The organism is Salinisphaera orenii subsp. halophila YIM 95161 (assembly GCF_003732545.1).
Lineage (GTDB): Bacteria > Pseudomonadota > Gammaproteobacteria > Nevskiales > Salinisphaeraceae > Salinisphaera > Salinisphaera orenii_A.
Window position 1 is genome coordinate 36,252 of record NZ_AYKF01000070.1, and the last position, 18,535, is coordinate 54,786.

At 67.8% G+C, this 18,535-nt stretch carries 16 protein-coding genes; 12 read left to right on the forward strand and 4 right to left on the reverse strand.

The window, feature by feature from the left end; genetic code table 11:
• Positions 1 to 162: 162 nt before the first annotated feature.
• The gene (locus tag SAHL_RS06630; protein WP_245968421.1) at positions 163 to 3,174 is read right to left on the reverse strand and encodes a M16 family metallopeptidase; all 3,012 of its coding nucleotides are present in this window, start codon (positions 3,172 to 3,174) and stop codon (positions 163 to 165) included.
• A gap of 60 nt (positions 3,175 to 3,234) precedes the next feature.
• Between SAHL_RS06630 and SAHL_RS06635 the strand changes: the two genes are divergently transcribed.
• The 7 genes from SAHL_RS06635 to SAHL_RS06665 all read left to right on the forward strand — a co-directional run bounded on the left by SAHL_RS06635 (position 3,235) and on the right by SAHL_RS06665 (position 11,955).
• The gene (locus SAHL_RS06635; RefSeq protein WP_123590621.1) at positions 3,235 to 5,103 is read left to right on the forward strand and encodes an OPT family oligopeptide transporter; all 1,869 of its coding nucleotides are present in this window, start codon (positions 3,235 to 3,237) and stop codon (positions 5,101 to 5,103) included.
• 188 nt (positions 5,104 to 5,291) lie between these two features.
• Positions 5,292 to 5,774, forward strand: coding sequence for a DUF3015 domain-containing protein (locus tag SAHL_RS06640; RefSeq protein WP_123590622.1), 483 nt, complete (start codon positions 5,292 to 5,294; stop codon positions 5,772 to 5,774).
• A 65-nt stretch (positions 5,775 to 5,839) separates the two neighbouring features.
• On the forward strand, positions 5,840 to 7,684 hold the full coding sequence (locus SAHL_RS06645) for an Lnb N-terminal periplasmic domain-containing protein (RefSeq protein ID WP_148045508.1): 1,845 nt from the start codon (positions 5,840 to 5,842) through the stop codon (positions 7,682 to 7,684).
• 116 nt (positions 7,685 to 7,800) lie between these two features.
• Positions 7,801 to 9,645, forward strand: a complete 1,845-nt coding sequence (locus SAHL_RS06650) for an Lnb N-terminal periplasmic domain-containing protein (RefSeq protein ID WP_184947446.1) — start codon at positions 7,801 to 7,803, stop codon at positions 9,643 to 9,645.
• 4 nt (positions 9,646 to 9,649) lie between these two features.
• Positions 9,650 to 10,216: a 1,6-anhydro-N-acetylmuramyl-L-alanine amidase AmpD gene (gene ampD / locus SAHL_RS06655; RefSeq protein ID WP_245968423.1), complete on the forward strand. Its 567-nt coding sequence runs from the start codon at positions 9,650 to 9,652 to the stop codon at positions 10,214 to 10,216.
• Positions 10,207 to 11,103 (forward strand): regulatory signaling modulator protein AmpE, encoded by an 897-nt coding sequence (gene ampE, locus SAHL_RS06660; RefSeq protein ID WP_123590626.1) that lies wholly within the window; start codon positions 10,207 to 10,209, stop codon positions 11,101 to 11,103. The genes ampD and ampE overlap by 10 nt, the downstream gene beginning before the upstream one ends.
• 45 nt (positions 11,104 to 11,148) lie before the next feature.
• Entirely contained in the window at positions 11,149 to 11,955 is an 807-nt protein-coding gene (locus tag SAHL_RS06665; protein WP_123590627.1) for an inositol monophosphatase family protein, read from the forward strand.
• 229 nt (positions 11,956 to 12,184) lie between these two features.
• Here the strand turns inward: SAHL_RS06665 and SAHL_RS06670 are convergent, their stop codons facing one another.
• Entirely contained in the window at positions 12,185 to 12,856 is a 672-nt protein-coding gene (locus tag SAHL_RS06670) for a histidinol-phosphatase (RefSeq protein WP_123590628.1), read from the reverse strand.
• A gap of 73 nt (positions 12,857 to 12,929) precedes the next feature.
• On the opposite strand from SAHL_RS06670, the gene SAHL_RS06675 reads away from it, so the two are divergent.
• The 3 genes from SAHL_RS06675 (at position 12,930) to bfr (ending at position 14,430) form a co-directional block, all read left to right on the forward strand.
• The gene (locus SAHL_RS06675; RefSeq protein WP_123590636.1) at positions 12,930 to 13,406 is read left to right on the forward strand and encodes an RNA pyrophosphohydrolase; all 477 of its coding nucleotides are present in this window, start codon (positions 12,930 to 12,932) and stop codon (positions 13,404 to 13,406) included.
• An 82-nt stretch (positions 13,407 to 13,488) separates the two neighbouring features.
• Positions 13,489 to 13,788: a bacterioferritin-associated ferredoxin gene (locus tag SAHL_RS06680; RefSeq protein WP_221177868.1), complete on the forward strand. Its 300-nt coding sequence runs from the start codon at positions 13,489 to 13,491 to the stop codon at positions 13,786 to 13,788.
• A gap of 141 nt (positions 13,789 to 13,929) precedes the next feature.
• On the forward strand, positions 13,930 to 14,430 hold the full coding sequence (gene bfr / locus SAHL_RS06685; protein ID WP_123590630.1) for a bacterioferritin: 501 nt from the start codon (positions 13,930 to 13,932) through the stop codon (positions 14,428 to 14,430).
• 96 nt (positions 14,431 to 14,526) lie between these two features.
• On the opposite strand, the gene SAHL_RS06690 is transcribed toward bfr, so the two are convergent.
• Complete coding sequence (locus tag SAHL_RS06690; RefSeq protein ID WP_184947450.1) at positions 14,527 to 14,952, reverse strand: CopD family protein; 426 nt, start codon at positions 14,950 to 14,952, stop codon at positions 14,527 to 14,529.
• Positions 14,953 to 15,145: 193 nt separating this feature from the next.
• A complete protein-coding gene (locus SAHL_RS06695) occupies positions 15,146 to 16,915 on the reverse strand; it encodes a chloride channel protein (protein WP_184947452.1) in 1,770 nt (589 codons plus the stop codon).
• A 133-nt stretch (positions 16,916 to 17,048) separates the two neighbouring features.
• On the opposite strand from SAHL_RS06695, the gene argC reads away from it, so the two are divergent.
• Both argC and erpA read left to right on the forward strand, forming a co-directional pair.
• Entirely contained in the window at positions 17,049 to 18,086 is a 1,038-nt protein-coding gene (gene argC / locus SAHL_RS06700) for an N-acetyl-gamma-glutamyl-phosphate reductase (protein WP_123590638.1), read from the forward strand.
• 84 nt (positions 18,087 to 18,170) lie between these two features.
• Positions 18,171 to 18,533 (forward strand): iron-sulfur cluster insertion protein ErpA, encoded by a 363-nt coding sequence (gene erpA / locus SAHL_RS06705; RefSeq protein WP_123590632.1) that lies wholly within the window; start codon positions 18,171 to 18,173, stop codon positions 18,531 to 18,533.
• Positions 18,534 to 18,535 lie beyond the last annotated feature (2 nt).

Here is an 18,535-nt window from a genome sequence, read left to right on the forward strand (position 1 = left end):
GAGATCGATGCCGTTCGTGGCCGCGGACGCTGCCGTAGCACCGCTGTCCCACGGCGCATCCGGGCGTTCAGGTGCGCCCGCGTCGGGCGACGGCGGTGCCGATGCGTCGGCCGTCGTATCGGTGCTCGGCGCGGGCGCCAGCGCGGCGGCGGGCCAGTCCGATCAACGGCCCGTGTCTCGCGAGTCGTCTCCGTCCTCCTGCGAGGCGTCGGTGGCGGGATCGAGCGTAGCCGGATCGATCACTTCCACGTCACCCCAGCCGAGTTCGCGCACGGGTTTCTCGATGCTGTCGAGGTCGCCGACGACGACCCAGGTCAGGCCGTTGGCGTTGATCATCGTGCGCGCGGCCGTGGTGAGCGCTTCGCCGTCGAGCCCGCGGATGCGCTCGACGTAGTGCTCGTAGTAGTCGTCCGGCAGATCGAAGATCACCGACTGGGCCAGCGTCGAGGCCAGCTCCGACGTGGTCTCGTTGTCTCCGGGCAGGCTGCGCGTGAGATTGGCCTCGGCTGCGGACAGTTCACTTTCGGTCGCCGGCTCATCGCCACGGATGGCGTTGAGTTCCTTGCGCATCTCGCGCATGGACGGCGCGGTCTTGTCGGTCTGCACCGAGGCGTAGGCCACGAACGGTTGCTGGGCGCGCGCGTCCATGAGCATGCTGCGCGCGCCGTAGGACCAGTGCTTGTCCTCGCGCAGATTCAGGTTGAGGCGCGAGTTGAACATGCCGCCGAGCACGGCATTCGCGGTTTCCATGGCGATGTCGTCGTCGCTGGACTTCGGCGGTGCGACATTGCCGGCGATCACGGTGGCCTGATTGCTGCCCGGGCGATCGAGCAGATAGATCCGCGGTTTCTCGGGCGCGCTGATCTCGGGCAGCGGCTTGTTTGGCGGCGTCTTCTCGCTCTGCGGCGGCTGCCAGTCGCCGAACTGTTTTTCCAGCACCGGTTTGAGCTCGGAGAGCGTCGTGTCGCCGACGACCACCAGCGTGGCGTTGTCGGGGCGCAGCCAGGTGTGGGCGTAGTCGCGCACGTCCTCGACCGTCATCTCGCGGATGGCGGCGGTGGTACCGCTGCCGGTCAGTGGTGTGCCGTAGGCATGGTCCTCGCCGTAGAGCAACGGTCCGAGCGTGCGCAGGGCCAGGCTGGTCGGGTCGCGCTTTTCCTGGGCGATGGCGGCCAGCCGCTGTTTCTTGAGGCGCTGGAACTCCTTTTCCGGAAAATTCGCGTTGCGGATCACGTCCGCGAATATACTCGTGGCCGGCTCGAGGGTCGTGGCCAGCGTGGACAGTGTGACGCTGGCCGAGTCCAGCGATGCGCTCGTGCCCAGGCCGGCGCCGAGGGCGTCGACGTCGGCACTGATCTCGAGCGCGTCGCGCTGCGTCGTGCCCTCGTCGAGCATGTTCATGGCAAGGCTGGCAGTGCCGGGGGCCTCCGGCGGGTCGGCAGCATAGCCGGCGTCGAAGATCATGCGCATCTGTACGACGGGCGTGTCATGGCGCTCGGCGAAGCGGACCTTCAGGCCGTTGGACAGTGCGGTGTGCTGCACATCCGGCAAGTCGAGGGCGGCGCCGTCGCCGATATCCGGCAGCTGATCGCGGTCGACGTCCTCGCCGCTGGCGCGACGCTCGCCGAAGGGCTTGACCGAGAGCACGTAGACCCCGTCCGACAGCCATTGGGAGGCCGTCTTGCGGATCGTCTCGGGCGTTGCCTCGCGCAGCGTCTCGAGTTCGTCCTTGTAGGCGCCCGGGTCGTTTTCGTAGATCTCGCCCTGGGCGAGTATGTCGGCCTTGCCGCCCAGGCCGCCCACGCTTTCGGTGCCGCGCACGAACGAGGCGCCGAAGCGGGTGCGGACGCGTTCCAGTGCCTCCGGCGCCGGGCCTTTGTCCAGAAAGCGCTGCAGCTGCTCGTCGAGGGCGGCCTCGACCGCGGCCAGGTCCTGACCCGGACGGGCCGTGGCGCTGACGATGAATTGCGAGCCGATCTCCTTGTCCCAGACGAAGGCAGAGACATCGGTGGCGATCTGCCGGTCGTAGACGAGGGTCTTGTAGAGGGGGCTCGTCTTCGAGCCGGCGAGCAGGTCGGCGGCGATCTGCAGCCGGGTCACATCGGGCGAGCCCGTCGGCGGCACGTTCCAGACCTTGTAGACGCGCGCCTGCGGCACGCGATCGAACATCATCTGCCGGTGCTCGCCGTTCATCCGGGCGATCCAGCGCTTCTGCTGGGTGATCGGCGGCCCGGGTTCGATGCTGCCGAAGTACCGTTCGACCTTGTCGCGGGCGGCCTCCGGCTCGATGTCGCCGGCCAGCACCAGCACCGCGTTGGAGGGGCCGTAGTACTGTTTGAACCACGATTTGACGTCGTCCAGCGAGGCCGCGTTCAGATCGGATTCGGAGCCGATGGTCGGCCAGGAATAGGGGTGCCCGGCCGGATAGGTGTTGGCCGGCAGCGTGTTGAAGACCTCACCGTAGGGCTGGTTCTCGCCCTGACGCTTCTCGTTGAGGACCACGCCGCGCTGTTCGTCCAGCAGATCTTGGTCGATGGCGCCGAGGAAGTGCCCCATGCGGTCGGACTCCATCCACAGGGCCATATCCAGGGCGTTGGTGGGCACGCTCGCGAAATAGTTGGTGCGGTCCACGTTGGTGGTCCCGTTCATGTCGGTCGCGCCCGCGCGCTCGAACGGTTCGAAGTACTCGCCGTCCCAGTGTTCGCTGCCCTGGAACATCAGATGCTCGAACAGATGCGCGAAGCCCTGCTGGTTCGGGCCCTCGTTCTTGGAGCCGACGTGATACCAGATGTTGACGGCGACGATCGGCGTCTTGTGGTCGGTGTGCACGATCAGCGTCAGGCCGTTGTCGAGCACGTACTTCTTGTACGGGATGTCGATGTCGGGGATGTCGACATGCGGCGCCGCTCCGCTCGAGTTGCGCTCGTCCGCCTTTCTCGCGTCGTCGCCGGCCGACACCGAGTCCTCGTCGCGATCGGACGACGTGTCGTCAGCGGCCGCGCTAGGTTCGTTTTGGTGTTCGGCGGCGTCGGGGGAGGCCGTTTTCGCGTTGCCGGACTGCGGATCGGCCAGACTCGCGGCCGGTGCGCCGGCGATCAGCAGCGACAGGCATAGAAGGAGTGTCGAGCGCATGAAGTATCGATCCTTGGTCAATGCGATGGGGACGTTGCGCATCAGAACGAGCTTATCAGGGTGGTCGGAAGCGATCATCCGCCGCAGCGCGGTGGCCACGTCGTGAGCACAGAAGCTTCGACACCGGTGCGTCAACTTTCGTTTCGTGCGGCGCTACTGGGGACGGTGCTGGCCGTGGTCCTGTCGGCGGCCAACGCCTATCTTGGACTCTTCGCCGGGCTGACGGTTTCCGCCTCGATTCCGGCGGCGGTGCTGTCGCTGGGCATCCTGCGCCTGTTCGCCGATGCCAACGTGCTCGAGAACAACATCGTCCAGACCGCGGCCAGCGCGGGTGAGGCGATCGCCGCGGGCGTGATCTTCACCCTGCCGGCGCTGGTGATGCTCGACTACTGGTCCGATTTTGCCTACTTCCAGACCGTGCTGATCGCCGGGGTCGGCGGGCTGCTCGGCGTGATCATGACCGTGCCGCTGCGGCGTGCCCTGGTCGACGACAACCGGCTGGCATTTCCCGAGGGTCAGGCGACCGCGGCGGTGCTCAAGGCCGGCTACGGAGGTACGGCGGCGGCCGGTATCGGCACGCTGCTGGCCGGCGCCGGTATCGGCGCGGTGGCCAAGCTGGCCGACAGCGGTCTGAAGATCTGGGAGGGCGTGGCCGAGACCGCGTTGTCGTTCGGGCAGCAGAGCAGTTTCTATGTCGGCAGCTATCTGTCGCCGGCGTTGCTGGCGGTGGGCTATATCGTCGGCATCAATGTCGCCCTGCCGGTGCTGCTGGGCGGGGTGTTCGCCTGGTGGATCGCGATACCGCTGGTGATGGCGTTCGGCGGCGGTGATATCGCCGCCGGCGTGGCCGGCGCCGAACAGGTCTGGAGCGAGCAGATTCGTTATCTCGGGGTCGGCGCGATGCTGGTCGGCGGGCTGGTGGCGCTATGGACGCTGCGCGGCCAGCTGTTCGGCGCGCTCAAACAGACCGGCGAAACAGTATTGCCCAATCAGCGCGATCTGCCACGGTCGCTGCTGATCACGCTGCTGGTGCTTCTGGCACTGCCCATGATCGCGCTCTACGCGGTGCTGCTGGATTCGATCGTGGCCGGTGCGTCGGTCGCGCTGTTGATGCTCGCTACGGCCTTTCTGTTTTCGGCCGTGGCGGCTTACATGGCGGGTCTCGTGGGGTCGAGCAACAATCCCGTGTCGGGGGTGACGATCGCCACCATCCTGATCACCGCGCTCGGGCTGTATCTGTTCTTCGGGGCCGAGCAGGCCGGGCCGGCGAGCGCGATCATCGTCGGCGCGGTGGTCTGCTGTGCGGCTGCGATCGGTGGCGACAACATGCAGGACCTCAAGGCCGGCGCCATCCTCGGCGCCTCGCCGGCGGCCCAGCAGCTGGCGCAGATGCTGGGCGTAATCGCCGCGGTCTGTGTGCTCTCGCCGGTGTTGTCGCTGCTGCTGCATGCCTATGGCATCGGGGTCTCGGACGCGGCCCACCCCAACGCGCTGCCGGCGCCGCAGGCCAGCCTCATGGTGGCGGTCGTGCGCGGCGTGTTCGGCGGCGATCTGCCGTGGGCGTGGGTGATCGGTGGCGGCGTGATCGGGCTGGCCACGATCGCGCTCGACAGCCTGCTCGGTCGCCGCGGCAGCGGCTTCCGCCTGCCGGTGCTGGCGGTCGCGCTCGGTCTCTACCCGCCGTTGTCGCTGTCGATGGCGATCGCCTTCGGCGGTTTCGTCGCCTGGCTCGGCGGCAGCGGCGCCGCGCGCGAGGGCCGCGGCCTGCTGGCGGCGGCGGGCATCATCACCGGCGAGGCGCTGATGGGTATATTCATCGCGTTGCCGGTGGCGTTTTCCGGTAGCAGCGACGTGCTCGCGCTCGACGTCGGTGGCTTGCCGGCCGCCTGGCCCGGACTCCTGCTGATGCTCGGTCTGGGGCTGTGGTTAGGACGGCTGGCGCGCTCGACCGACGCCGGGCCGCGGGCTTAGTTTTCATGAATCGGCCGCCGTGAACGCCGGCCGGTGACGTCGCCGCGCCGGCCGCGAAATGCAGCCGTGCCCGGCGGTTCGCGCAACCGCTTTACAGGCGCGACAGGCGCGCTATAGTAAATTGAGCCCGCCGCGCGACGGCGAGGCGAAAAAATGCATAACAACCTGTCTTTATTCAGGGGAAAACAATGAAAAAGATCATCATCGGTGCGGTCCTGCTCGGATCGAGCATGAGCGCGAGCGCCGTGGCGCCGGGTGGACCGGGCTGCGGCTGGGGCAATCTGCTGTTCGAAGGCTCGAGCGGACTGCCGGCCCATCTGCTGGCCACCATCGTCAACGGCACCTCCGGTAATGCCACCTTCGGCATGACCAGTGGCACCAACGGCTGCGACGTCAGCGGTACCCTGACCTATAGCGGCGACAGCCTGCTGGCGATGAACGGCGTGCTCGAAGAGGTCGCCCAGGACATGGCCGTGGGCCACGGCGAGGCGCTCACCGCGCTGACGGTGGCGATGCAGATCGAACCGGCCGATCGCGACCACTTCAATAGCCTCATGCACGAGAATTTCACGCAGATCTTTCCGCGTGACGATATCTCCTCTGGCGAAGTGATGGACAACATCACCACGGTCATGAAACGCGACGACCGCCTGTCGCACTACGTGTCCTGATCGAACGTCTGCCGGCTCGCCCCGTCTCGGTGGAGGCGGGGCATTTTTTTGTCCTGCGCCCGTCGATGCGGCGTGCGGTGCGTGTCGCACTCGGGCTGTGCGCACTCGTCTGCGCTGCGGTCGCTCAGGCCGCGCCGGCGCCGGATTTCGCGGCCCTGGCGGCGACCCCGCGCTGGCAGGCGCTGATGCACGTCAACCCGGGCGCCACCCTGCGCGGCGTCGGCACCAGCTATGTCGACGACGACGATTTTTTTCTCGCCGCCGACGGCAAGGCCGACCCGGCGGCCGAACTGTGGGCCACATGGCAGGCGCTCGCGCCGGCAGGCAGCCCGGCGCGCTGTCGCTTTCCGGCGCGCTATCGTTTTCTGGCCGAAAAACTCGGCTGGCAAGAGCCCGAGCCGCTGGCGCACTGCGAGGATTATCACGCCTGGCGCGCGCAGATGCCCATCGGCCGGCTGGTGCTGGTCTTTCCCGCCGCCTATCTGAACAGCCCGTCGTCGATGTTCGGCCATACGCTGCTGCGCCTGGACGCCAGCGCCGAGCCGGACGCCGTCTGGCTGTCGCGGGCGATCAACTTCGGCGCCCAGGCCGGCGGGGCGGACAACTCGCTGTTCTATATCTGGCAGGGCCTGGCCGGCGGCTATCCGGGCCAGTTCTCGGTGACCTCGTATGTCGAGAAGATCCGCGACTACGCCTTCGTCGAAAACCGCGACATGTGGGAGTACACGCTCAATCTCGATGCTGATGAGATCGACTGGGTCGTGCGCCATCTCTGGGAGCTGCGCGGGATCAATTTCGATTACTACTTCTTCGACGAGAACTGTTCGTTCCGTCTGCTCGAACTGATCAAGGTGGGCCGCCCGACGGCGCCGCTGATGACGGAACTGCGCTTTGCCGAGCTGCCGGTGAATACCGTGCGCGCGCTGTACGGCGCGGATCTGGTGGCGCAGCGCCGTTACCGACCGTCGAAGGCCCGCGAGCTGGAAGCGCTCGCCGCGCGTCTGGACAGTGACGAACGCGCGCTGGCGGCAGCCCTGCGCGAGGACACGTCGCTGGCCGCGGCGCCGCGATTCAAGGCCTATCCGCCGCCGCGGCGGCATCTTATCGCGCAGGTGGCCTACCAGGCGCTGCGGCTGCGCAACCGGGAAGGCGCGCGCGATCCCGATGTCGCCCGCAAGAGTCTGGCGCTGCTGCGCGTGGTGCAGCGCAATCCCGCGCCGCCCGATGCGCCGGCGGCGCCGTCGGCCCCGCCGGAAAGCGGGCACGGCACCCAGATGGCGAATATCGGCGTCGGCCGTCAGGACGGCCGTGATTTTCTGTCGTTCGGCTATCGGCTGACCTACCATGATCTGTTCGACCCGATGACCGGCTTTCTGCCGGGGGCGGCGATCGAAGGGCTGGACGTACAGCTGCGTATCGACGAGGCCGACGGCCTCGCGCTCGAGCGTCTCGATCTGGTCAATATCCGGTCGCTGGCGCCGCGCAGCGATTTCGTCAAGCCGATCTCCTGGTTCGTGCACGCGGGCCTGGAACAAGCGCCGGTGGCGCATGAACGGCGCGCGCTCGGGGGCTTTGTCCAGGGCGGGCCGGGGGCGAGCTGGCGGGTCGGCGATCTGTTTCCGTACGTGTTCGCGGTCGCGCGCCTGGAGAGCGTGAGCGGCGAGGAGCCGGGCGCGGCACTCGGCGCTGGCGCCGAGGCCGGCGTCGCCTTTCAGGCGGAATCCGTACAATGGGGTCTACACGCGCGATGGCTGGAATACACCGCGCATTTCTCGCGCCTGCGGACCGGGATCACCGCCAATCTGCCGCTATCGTCCGAGAATGCGCTGCGCGGTGAATGCAGCCACGAGACCTGGCAGCGCGATGCCGTCACCGGTTGCAGCGTGTCGTTCCGGCATTTCTTCGATTAGGTCGTTTGATGGTGAGACGGGCAGGTGTGGCGGCTGTATCGGTGCTCGGCACGGCTCTGCTGTGCGGGCTGGCGTGTGGTTCGACGGCGGACGCTGCCGAAGCGTCCGCGTTGGACGTGGCGACGCTGCAGGCGCGCGCCGCCGAGCGGGATCTGGCCGCCAGCCCGCAGTGGCGCGCGCTCGGACACTACGAAAAGAACTGGCTGGGCGCGGGCGTGCACAGCACGGTGGCCAGCGAGAGCTTCTTTCTGGCGGCCGACGGGCGCCGCGATCCGGCGGCCGAGCTCGATGCCACGCTTGCCGCGTTGGTGGCGAATCGCCGCATCGAAGGCCGGGACAAGCCGGCGGCCTGTGTGTTCGTCGCCCGGCGCAAGTTTCTCGAACGCCGGCTGGGACTGGCGCCGCAGACGCTCGGCGGCGCGGACTGCTACGAATACCGGCAATGGCGGGCCGCGCTCAGCCCGAAGCGCATCAGCCTGATCTTTCCGACCGCCTTTCCCAACAGCCCGTCGTCGATGTTCGGACACACGCTGCTGCGCATCGATTCGTCGCGCGCCGCGCGTCGCACCGAACTGCTGGCCTATGCGGTGAATTTCGCCGCGGCCGCGGGCGACGATGCGCAGGGGCTGGGTTTCGCCTGGAACGGGCTCACCGGCGGTTATCCGGGCGTGTTCGGCCTGTTCCCCTACTACGAGAAGGTCAAGCAGTACGCCTGGATCGAGCACCGCGACGTGTGGTCGTACCCGCTACAGCTCGGCGACGACGAGCGTGACCGGCTGGTCGACCATCTCTGGGAGATGGACGGCGTGCGCTTCGACTACTACTTTCTCACCAAGAACTGCTCCTACCAGCTGCTGAGTCTGCTGGAGGTCGCGCGGCCGTCGCTGGATCTGACCGAGGAGTTCGACTGGTATGCGATCCCGGCGGATACCATCCGCGCGCTGGCCGATGTGCCGGAACTGATGGCCGCACCCGACTACCGGCCGTCGCTGGAAACCACGATCCGCTGGGAGGCGGGCCAGCTCAATCCGCCCGATCGCGAGCTGGCGCTCGACGTGGCCGCCGCCCGCGTGCCCCTCGAGGGCGAACCGCTGTCCGAGCTCGCGCCCGAGGTGCGTGCCGGGGTGCTGGAGGTCGCCCACGACTATCTCTACTACCGGCTGCAGAGCGACGCCGAGGCCGCCGAGGCCGACAGCGATCATGCGGAGGCCATTCTGCTGGCGCGCAGCCAGATTCGACAGCCGTCGCCGTTCACGCCCGTGCCGGCGCCGCGGACGCCGCCGGACCGCGGCCACGAGTCGCTGCGGATGGCCGCCGCTGCGGTCTACGAGGGCGAGGATCTGTCGTTCGGGCTACGCATCCGGCCCGCCTACCACGATCTGCTGGACGACCCCGGCGGCTACACCGCCGGGGCCGAGATCAACTTCCTCGATCTCGGGCTGCGCGCGGACCCGGCCGACAGCGAGCTGCGCATCGACGATCTGCAGATCCTCAACATCATCTCGCTGTCGCCGCGCGACGATCTGTTCAAGCCGGTCTCCTTCCAGATCGACACCGGCCTGCGGCGGCGGCCGTCGTCGGTGGTCTTCGATGATGTGCCCAACAATCTCGGCTACTACCTGCAGGGCGGGCCCGGCCTGGCCTGGGGCGGCGACGACCTGCTGGGCTATGTGTTCGGCCTGGCCTCCGTCGATGCCAACAGCGCGCTGTCGCCCGGCTATGCGCTCGGCGCCGGCGGCAGTGCCGGCGTGCTCGCCCGCCAGGCGCCGGGTTATCAGCTTAAGCTGGAGGTCGGCGCGCTCGAATACGTCGCCGGCGACGACGGCCATTATCGGTGGGCACGCGGGATTCAGCAGATGCCGTTGGTCGGCGATCTGGCCCTGCGCGCCGAGCTGGGCTGGGAGGGTACGGCGGTCGATGCCGGTCTGCGCGGCGTGCTCGGTCTTCAGGCCTATTTCTGACGTCGTGGTCGCGCCGCTGCACATCGAAGCCGGCTGGCTGACGGGCGTGCGCCGTCTGCCTTCGCCGAACTGGGACGCCCGGCCGGCCGGCACGGCGGTGGACACGCTGGTGGTGCACGGGATCACGCTGCCGCCCGGATGCTTCGGTCACGGTCAGGTCGATGCGCTGTTCAGCAATCGCCTCGTCCCGGCGGCGCATCCGTTCTACCGGCGTATCGCCGATCTGCGGGTCTCCGCGCATGCGCTGATCGAGCGTACCGGCCGCATCACGCAGTACGTGGCCTTCGACGCGCGTGCCTGGCACGCCGGGCGATCGCGCTTCGACGGCCGGGATGCGGTCAACGACTTCGGCGTCGGGGTGGAGCTGGAAGGTACCGACGACTGTCCCTACAGCCCGGCGCAGTACCGCGCGCTCGGCGCCGTCGCCGGCTCGCTGCTGCGGGCCTATCCGGAGCTCACGTCGGCGCGTATCGTCGGCCACAGCGACATCGCGCCGGGCCGCAAGACCGACCCGGGCCCGGCCTTCGACTGGGCGCTCTTCCGTCGCCTGCTGGAGTCGTCATGCATCTGATCGTCATCGTCGTGGCGTTGTTCGTCGAACGGGCGCTGGGCCAGCTCAGGCGCTGGCGCGATGTCGACGGCTTCGCACGCTACGTGGCGCTGATCGAGCGCAGCCGCGCCGGCGCGCGCTGGCTGTCGCATCCGAGCGGTGTGCTGGTGATCGCGCCGCCGGTGCTCGCGGTCGCGCTGTTGCAGTGGGCGATCGACCACTATCTCTGGCTCGGGGTGGATCTGATCTTCGGCGTGGTCGTGCTGGTGCTGACCTTCGGCCCGCGCGATTTGTGGGAGGACGTCTACGCTCTGGCGCATGCCCGCAGCGAGGCCGATCACGACCGCGCCGCGGCCTGCGCCGCAGCCCTGTGCCGGTCGCATAGCGGCCGCCCGCCGGCGGACCGCGACGGGCAGACCATCGTTGGCGCGGTGCTGGTGCAGGGCCACGAGCGCGTGCTGGCGGTGCTGCTGTGGTTCTTCGTGGCCGGCCCCGCCGGGGCGGTGTTCTATCGCAGCGTGCGGGAGCTGCCCGTGCTGGCCGCCCGCGGCACCGGTTCGCGGGCGCTGCGGCGCACCGCCACCTACATGCACGGGCTGGCGGCGTGGATACCCGCACGCCTGACTGCGCTGCTCTACGCGCTGGTCGGCCGGACTGGTCAGGCGCTGGCGGCCTGGCCCTCGGCGCGGGCGATCACCCATGCCAGCGGGGCGGCGAGCTGGCGGCTGCTGGCGGCCGTGGGCCGGGGCGCGCTCGGCCTGGGGCGCGGCGCCGATGCGCGCACGCGGCGGCGTACGGATGAAGAGCTCAACGACACGCTGCTCGAGGCGCTCGGCCTGGTGTCGCGGGCGTTGCTGGTCGCCCTCGCGGGACTCGCATTGCTCACCATTTTCGGCGTGCTGCGCTAGGATGGCGCGCTTTCGCTGGTTTACCGTCGATCGAGGATGCACGCTTTGAGCGATTACAGGGGTTATCTCGAGACCGCCGTCGAGGCCGCCCGGGCCGCCGAGACGGTCATCCGTCATTATTACCAGGGCACGTTCGACGTCGAGCGCAAGGCCGATGCGAGCCCGGTGACCGTCGCCGACATCGAGTCCGAGCGCGCGATCAAGGACGTGCTTTCGCGGGCCTATCCGGAGCACGGCTTCTACGGCGAGGAGCTGGGACACGAAAGCGCGGACGCCGAGTACGTCTGGCTGATCGATCCGGTCGACGGCACCAAGAGCTTCGTGCGCGGCTATCCGTTCTTCTCCACCCAGATCGCGCTGCGCCACCGCGGCGAGCTCGTGGTGGGCGTGTCCAACGCGCCGATGTTCAACGGCGGCGAGCTGGCCTGCGCGGCCCGCGGTCACGGGGCGACCCTCAACGGCGAGCCGATCCGCGTGTCCACGACCGATGCGCTGGCCGAGACCAGTCTCTCGCTGGGCAATATCGCCGCGCTCGGCGCATCGCCGGCCTGGCCGGACATCGGCGCGCTGGTCGGCCGGGTGCACCGCATCCGCGGCTACGGCGACTTCTATCACTATCATCTGCTGGCCTCGGGGCGCATCGACGCGATCCTGGAATCCGACCTCAACATCCTCGATATCGCCGCCCTCACCGTGATCCTGCGCGAGGCCGGGGGCGACATCAGCGCGCTCGGCGGCGGGGCTATCGATCTCGACACGCGCAGTGTGTTCGCCACCAACGGCCGCCTGCGCGAGGCGATCGCGCCGTTCGTTTCCGCCTGGGACGAGGCCCGCGACGCGCCGACGGGCTAGCGGTCGGCGCGGCGGGCCCGAGCGAACCGGTCGGTCGGCGGGTCACGGCTCGGCTGGCGCCGTTTCGATAACGCGCCCGCGCTCAGGCCGTCACCGCCGGCCGGTGGCCGCAGTTCGGTCATCGCCCTGATTCAGCCGTGCGTCTAAGCGCGGGGCCTGCCGGCGCCCCACCCGAGCGCGCTTCGCGAACTGCGCGCCAACCGCGATACCGGGCCGGACGTTGCCGGTCCTAGAACGGTCGTGTCTCGCCGCGCAGACTGATGATCGGCCAGCCCGCCGCGCGCGCGGCCTCCGCTAGCCGCTCGTCCGGGTCGACCGCGATCGCGGTGTCCGCCCAGCGCAGTAGGGGCAGGTCGTTATGTGAATCCGAATAGAAGGTGACGTGCTCGAAGGGCTGCGGCTGGGCGGCGGTCCAGGCCTGGGCGCGCACGATCTTGCCGTCCTGGAACGACGGCGTGCCGGCGATCTCGCCGCTGTAGAGGCCGTCCACCACCTCGGGCTCGGTCGCGATCAGCGTGTCGATGTCGAGCAGTGCCGCGATGGGCTCGGTGATAAACCGGTTGGTCGCGGTGATTATGGCGAGCGCGTCACCGCGGTCGCGGTGATGCGCGATCAGCGCATGCGCGTGGCGGGCCACGATCGGCGCGATGCGCGTGCGGACATAGCGTGCCCGCAGGTCGTGCATGCGCGGCAGGGGTTGTTCGCGCAGCGGCGCGAGCACGAAACGCTGATAGGCATGGATATCGAGGTTTCCCGCCTGGTACTGGGCGTGAAAGCGCTCGTTCTCGCGGGCATAGGTCTCGCCGTCGACCACGCCCTCGTCGACCAGGAAGCGTCCCCAGAGATAATCGCTGTCACCGGCCAGCAGCGTATGATCAAGATCGAATAGCGTTAGGTTCAAGATAAGGCAGCCTTTTTCGTTTGCGACCGATTTGTGAAAGAATCGAATCCGTAGTTATACCGAGGGCGTGATCGTGATTGATGCGCAGGGTTTCAGAGCCAACGTCGGCATCATCCTAAGCAATCCCAGAGGCGAGGTCTTCTGGGCCAAGCGAATCGGTCAGCAATCCTGGCAGTTCCCCCAGGGCGGAATCCGTGAAGGCGAGGACGCGCGGGACGCGTTGTTCCGTGAGCTCGAAGAGGAGGTCGGCCTGCGCCCAGAGCACGTGCGCATGATCGGCGCCACGCGGCGCTGGCTGCGTTATCGTCTGCCCAAGCGCTACGTGCGCCGAAACCGGCGGCCGCTGTGCATCGGCCAGAAACAGAAGTGGTTCATGCTCGAACTGATCGCGCCGGAGTCCTGCGTGCGCTTCGACGCCACCGAAAAGCCGGAGTTCGACGGCTGGCGCTGGGTCGACTACTGGCATCCGGTCGACGAGGTCGTCTTCTTCAAGCGTCAGGTCTATCGGCTCGCGCTGGACGAGCTCTCCGACTGTCTCAAGACGCAGTAGCGCGGGCCCCGACCGCCCCTGACCCGCGGGATCGCGCGGCGATCCCGTGCGCGACAGACGGGCTCACGCGCAACGTCAGCGCATGGCGAGTGTCATCGAATTGTGGTTGACACTCATTCTCATTCGCGTTTTACTGCGCGTCGGAGGTCATGCCATGTACGTTTGTGTCTGCAACGCCGTTACCGACTGTCAGATTCGCGAAGCCTACTGCGCCGGTGCGTGCAGCATGCGCGAGTTGCGCAAGCGGCTGGGCGTTGCCGGCTGCTGCGGGCGTTGTGCGCCCTGCGCTCGCGACGTGCTGACCGAATGCCGCCAGCGCCAGCAGCGTGCCACGCCGCTGCTGGCGGCAGCCGCAGAGTCGCCGCTGACCGCCGTCGGCTGAGCGTCGCCCCGGCGCTTGCTTCAGGCGCCTCTGATTCCCGTTTGCATTCCGCCGGCTCGATGCGGCGCCGTGTTTGTCTGGCGCCGGCGTCTGGGCTAGCCTTGGACGTCAATCCCGTTCCACAGACACGGAATCAGAGCCATGAAAGGCGACGCCAAGGTCATCGAATATCTCCAGAAGTCGCTCAAGCTGGAGCTTACCGCGATCAATCAGTACTTCCTGCATGCGCGGATGTACGACGACATGGGCTATTTCCAGCTCGGCAAGAAGGAATACCAGGAATCGATCGAGGAGATGCAGCACGCCGATCGGTTCATCAAGCGCATCCTGTTCCTCGGCGGACTGCCCAACCTGCAGGATCTGGGCAAGCTGCGTGTGGGCGAGAATCCCAAGGAGATGCTCGAGTGCGATCTGGCCGCGGAGTACGAGGGCCATGCGTACTACAAGGAGGCGATCGGCTACTGTGAAGAGGTCAACGACTACGTGACCCGCGAGCTGTTCGCCGAGATCCTGGCCGACGAGGAAGAGCACATCGATTTCATCGAGACCCAGCTCGGCCTGATCAAGACCATGGGCGAGCCGAATTTCCTGCAGTCGCAGACCGGTCCGGACATCAACCAGACGCCGGACGCCGGCGAATAGTTCCGGCCGCCGCTGCCGTCGTACTAACAGCCCGCCGGCGCCGTGGTGCGCCGGCGGGCTTTTTCATGTGCGCGGCTTTTTAGTGCGCAACGATCGTCAGAACGGCTTGACCACGGCCAGCACGACGATCAGCACGAGAAACACGCTCGGGATCTCGTTCATCAGCCGGAAATAGCCGGCACTGCCGCTGCTGCGCTGTTCGCGGAACTTCTTGACCTGCACCTGGCACCAGCCGTGGTAGCCGATCAGGCCCAGAACGAGGGCGAGCTTGGCGTGCATCCAGCCGTTCGCGGCCATCCATTCGCCGCCGTAGGCGGCGAGCAGCCACAGGCCGAGCCCGATGGTTGCGGCGGCGCCGATCGACATCAGCACGCTCAGGCGTTTCTCCATGGTGCAGAAACGGGTGTGGCCGAGTTCGTCGTGGGTGTCGGCGTGATAGACGAACAGGCGCGGCAGATAGAACAGACCGGCGAACCACGTCACCATGGCGATGACGTGAAAGGCCTTGACCCACAACAGCATGGCGATCTCCTAAGGCGGGCGCCGGCGTTCGGCGCGGGAACAGTGAGGCGGCATTGTAACGGTCGCGCCAGCTTCGGTCCGGTGCGCCCGCCGTGGGTGCCGCCCATGCGCCGGCGGAGGCAGTGGCCGGACGCCCCGTTGGCCGGCTGGGGGCCTCGCGGGTGCGCGAGATGGGCGCCTCATGCCGGGCCTGCTAGGGGCGATAGCTGCCGTCGATGGTCTCGCGTGTGAGTACACCGTAGGTGATCGTGCGGTTGCTGCCGCCGGTGCGCTCGACGATCAGGGCGTCGGCTTCGTTGCGCGCGATCTGATCGAAAGCCTCCTGCAGACTGGCGCGCACGTGGATCGGATAGGCATCAGCGCGCTGGCCGGGGATCTCCATGAGGTCCACTTCGGTCAGGTCCGCGTTCTCGGCGTTGCTGAGAAAGCGCGCGACGTCGCCCGGCCGCATCAGGCTGGCACGGCCGTCGCGCCGGCGGATGAGCAGCCAGTCGATATTGTTCTCCAAGATCTCGTCGAGCGCGCCGCGCGTGATCCGGCGTTCGACGATGCGAAAACGCCGGTTCATCGCCGAGATCACGCTGGCGCGGCGCAGATACTGCGATATCGGATCGTTGCGATAGTCCAGCCCGCGACGGCGCAGCAGCAGGCGGAACAGCGAATCCGACACCGCGATGCGGCGCGAGACCACGAGCGCGGCGATCACCACCAGCATGCCGGGCAGTACCAGACCGGTCTGCCCGGACAATTCCAGTATCACGACAAGGGCCGAAAGCGGCGCCTGCAGCACGGCGCCCATCATCGCGCCAATGCCCAGCAACGCATAGAGACCGGCGTCGTTGGCATGGCCGGGCAGCAGCATCGCTCCGAGCGCGCCGAGTGCGCTGCCCAGCGCCGAGCCGATCACGAAGGTGGGCAGGATCACGCCCCCGGGCATGGCGGCGGCGGTGGCGAAGCTCGTGGCCAGCAGTTTCGCCAGCCCGATACCGAGTGCCATGGTGATGGTGAAATCGCCGGCCAGCGAGGCGTTCACGGTGTCGAAGCCCAGACCCATGACCTGTGGATACACGATCGCGAGCAGCGCGGTGACCACACCGGCCAGCGCGATCCGCAGGCTGATGCGGACTCGCCCCATCCAGGGCACGAGCGCGCCGCACAGCCGCGTGAAGCCGGCGCCGGCGACGCCGAGTATCGCGCCGACGAAGGCGAGATAGGGCAGCTCCACCGTGGCGAAGCCCGAGTAGTCCGCCATCAGGCGTGGATGGACGTCGGTGAGCGTGAACGTCACCAGCGAGCCCGTGACTGCCGCCAGGATGATGGGCGCGAAGCCGGCGATGGTGTATTCCATCATCACCACTTCCATGGCGAAGATCACGGCCGCCAGCGGCGTGTTGAAGGAGGCGGCGATGCCTGCGGCCGCGCCGCAACCCACCAGCGTGCGCACGCTATTGTTAGGCAGGTCGAGGCGACGCCCGAGCCAGCTGCCGGTGGCCGCGCCGGTGTGCGCGGCCACGCCTTCGCGGCCGACCGACTGGCCGGTCGTCAGGGCCAGCACCGACATCGTGAACTCGGCGGCGGCGGCCTTGAGCGGCAGATAGCCCTGGTAATAGACCAGCCGCTCGATGATATGCACGATGCCATGTTCGGCCGACTTGAACAGCCGTTCGACGATGATCCCCAGCAGCACGGCGCCCAGGATCGGCACCGCGACGCGAAAGGCGATCGAGCTGTCGACGAAGGTGCGGCCGCCGAAGGTCTCGAACAGCGGGCCCTGCAGGGTGTGGATCGCCGTGTGAAGCGCCAGGATGACGAGGCCGCAAAGGCCGCCGGTGGCCGCGCCCAGCAGGCACAGCAGGCTCAGCCCGGGCGTGTTCTCGATGTCCGCGACCTGCGCGCGCAGGCTGTCCAGCCGCCCTTGCCAGGCCTCGCGAAGCGTGCGCCCGCGCGAGGGCCTAATAGCCATGGCACGTTCGATGGCGGCGGTGCAACAGATCCTGCCCGGGTGCGAAATGGAGACGGCGGCGCTCGCGTCTGCGCAGACCGCCAGCGTGCGCGTTATTATGCGCCGTTTAGCGGAACTTGGACAGTTGCACATCATGGCCGACACACAGCGCATTGCGATCGTGGGCGGGACCGGCTATGCGGGCGCCGAGCTGCTGCGCCTGCTCGCCGGGCATCCGGAGGCGGAAGTCGTGGCCGTGACCTCGCGCGGAGACGCGGGCACGCCGGTGGCCGAGGCCTATCCTCAGCTGCGCGGCCTGATTGATCTCGAGTTCAGCGTTCCCGAGGCGGCGACGTTCGCCGACTGCGATGTGGTCTTTTTCGCCACACCGCACGCGGCCGCCATGCACGATGTGCCCGCTCTGCTCGCGGCCGGCAAGCGCGTGATCGATCTGTCGGCCGATTTCCGGCTGCGCGACCCCGCGCTCTGGGCGCGCTGGTACGGCGTGGCGCATGCCTGTCCGGAACTCATCGAACGTGCCGTCTACGGCCTGCCGGAACTCAATCGGGAGGCGATCTCCGGCGCCGATCTGGTGGCCTGTCCGGGCTGCTATCCGACCGCCGTAGTGCTGGGCTTCAAACCCCTGATCGATGCCGGGCTGGTGGACATGTCGACGCTGGTGGCGGATGCCAAGACGGGGGTCTCGGGGGCCGGCAAGAGTCTCAAGCCGGGCTTTCTGTTCGCCGAGATGAACGAATCCTTCAAGGCCTACGGCGTGGACGGCCATCGCCACCTCCCCGAGATCCGTCAGGTGCTGGGCGATCTGGCCCGTGGCGACGTCGGGCTGACATTCGTGCCGCATCTGGTGCCCATGATCCGCGGCATCCATGCGACCCTGTACGCGCAGCTCACCGATCGGGTGGATCTGCAGGCCGTGTTCGAGCGGGCCTATGCCGACGAACCGTTCGTGGATGTGCTCGGCGCGGGCGCGACGCCGGAGACGCGGCATGTCCGGGCCAGCAATATGTGCCGGATCGCCGTCCACCGGCCCGGCGATGGCGAGACGGCGGTGGTGCTGTCGGTGATCGACAACCTGGTCAAGGGCGCCGCGGGGCAGGCCGTGCAGTGCTTCAACCTGATGATCGGTGCGCCGGAGAGCCGCGCGCTCGCCGCGCCCGGCCCGCTGCCGTAGTGCGATGTCGCCGGGGCTTGCAAATCGCCGGTATCGCACCGATAAAGTATGCTATGACTATCCTGCCAACGGGATGAAGCGTTTATGAGTACCGCCACGCAACCGACGTACGACGACCAGGCCGCGCTGGTGTTCACGGATGCCGCCGCGACCAAGGTCAAGGAATTACTCGACGACGAGGACAACGACGCGCTCAAACTGCGCGTGTTCGTCTCCGGCGGCGGCTGCTCGGGTTTCCAGTACGGCTTCACCTTCGACGAGAACATCGAGGACGGAGACACCCGCATCGAGAAACAGGGCGTGACCCTGCTCGTGGACCCGATGAGCGTGCTCTATCTCACCGGCGCCGAGATCGACTTCTCCGACGGGATCGAAGGCGCGCAGTTCGTGATCCGCAATCCCAACGCCACGACGACCTGCGGCTGCGGCAACTCGTTCGCCGTATAGCA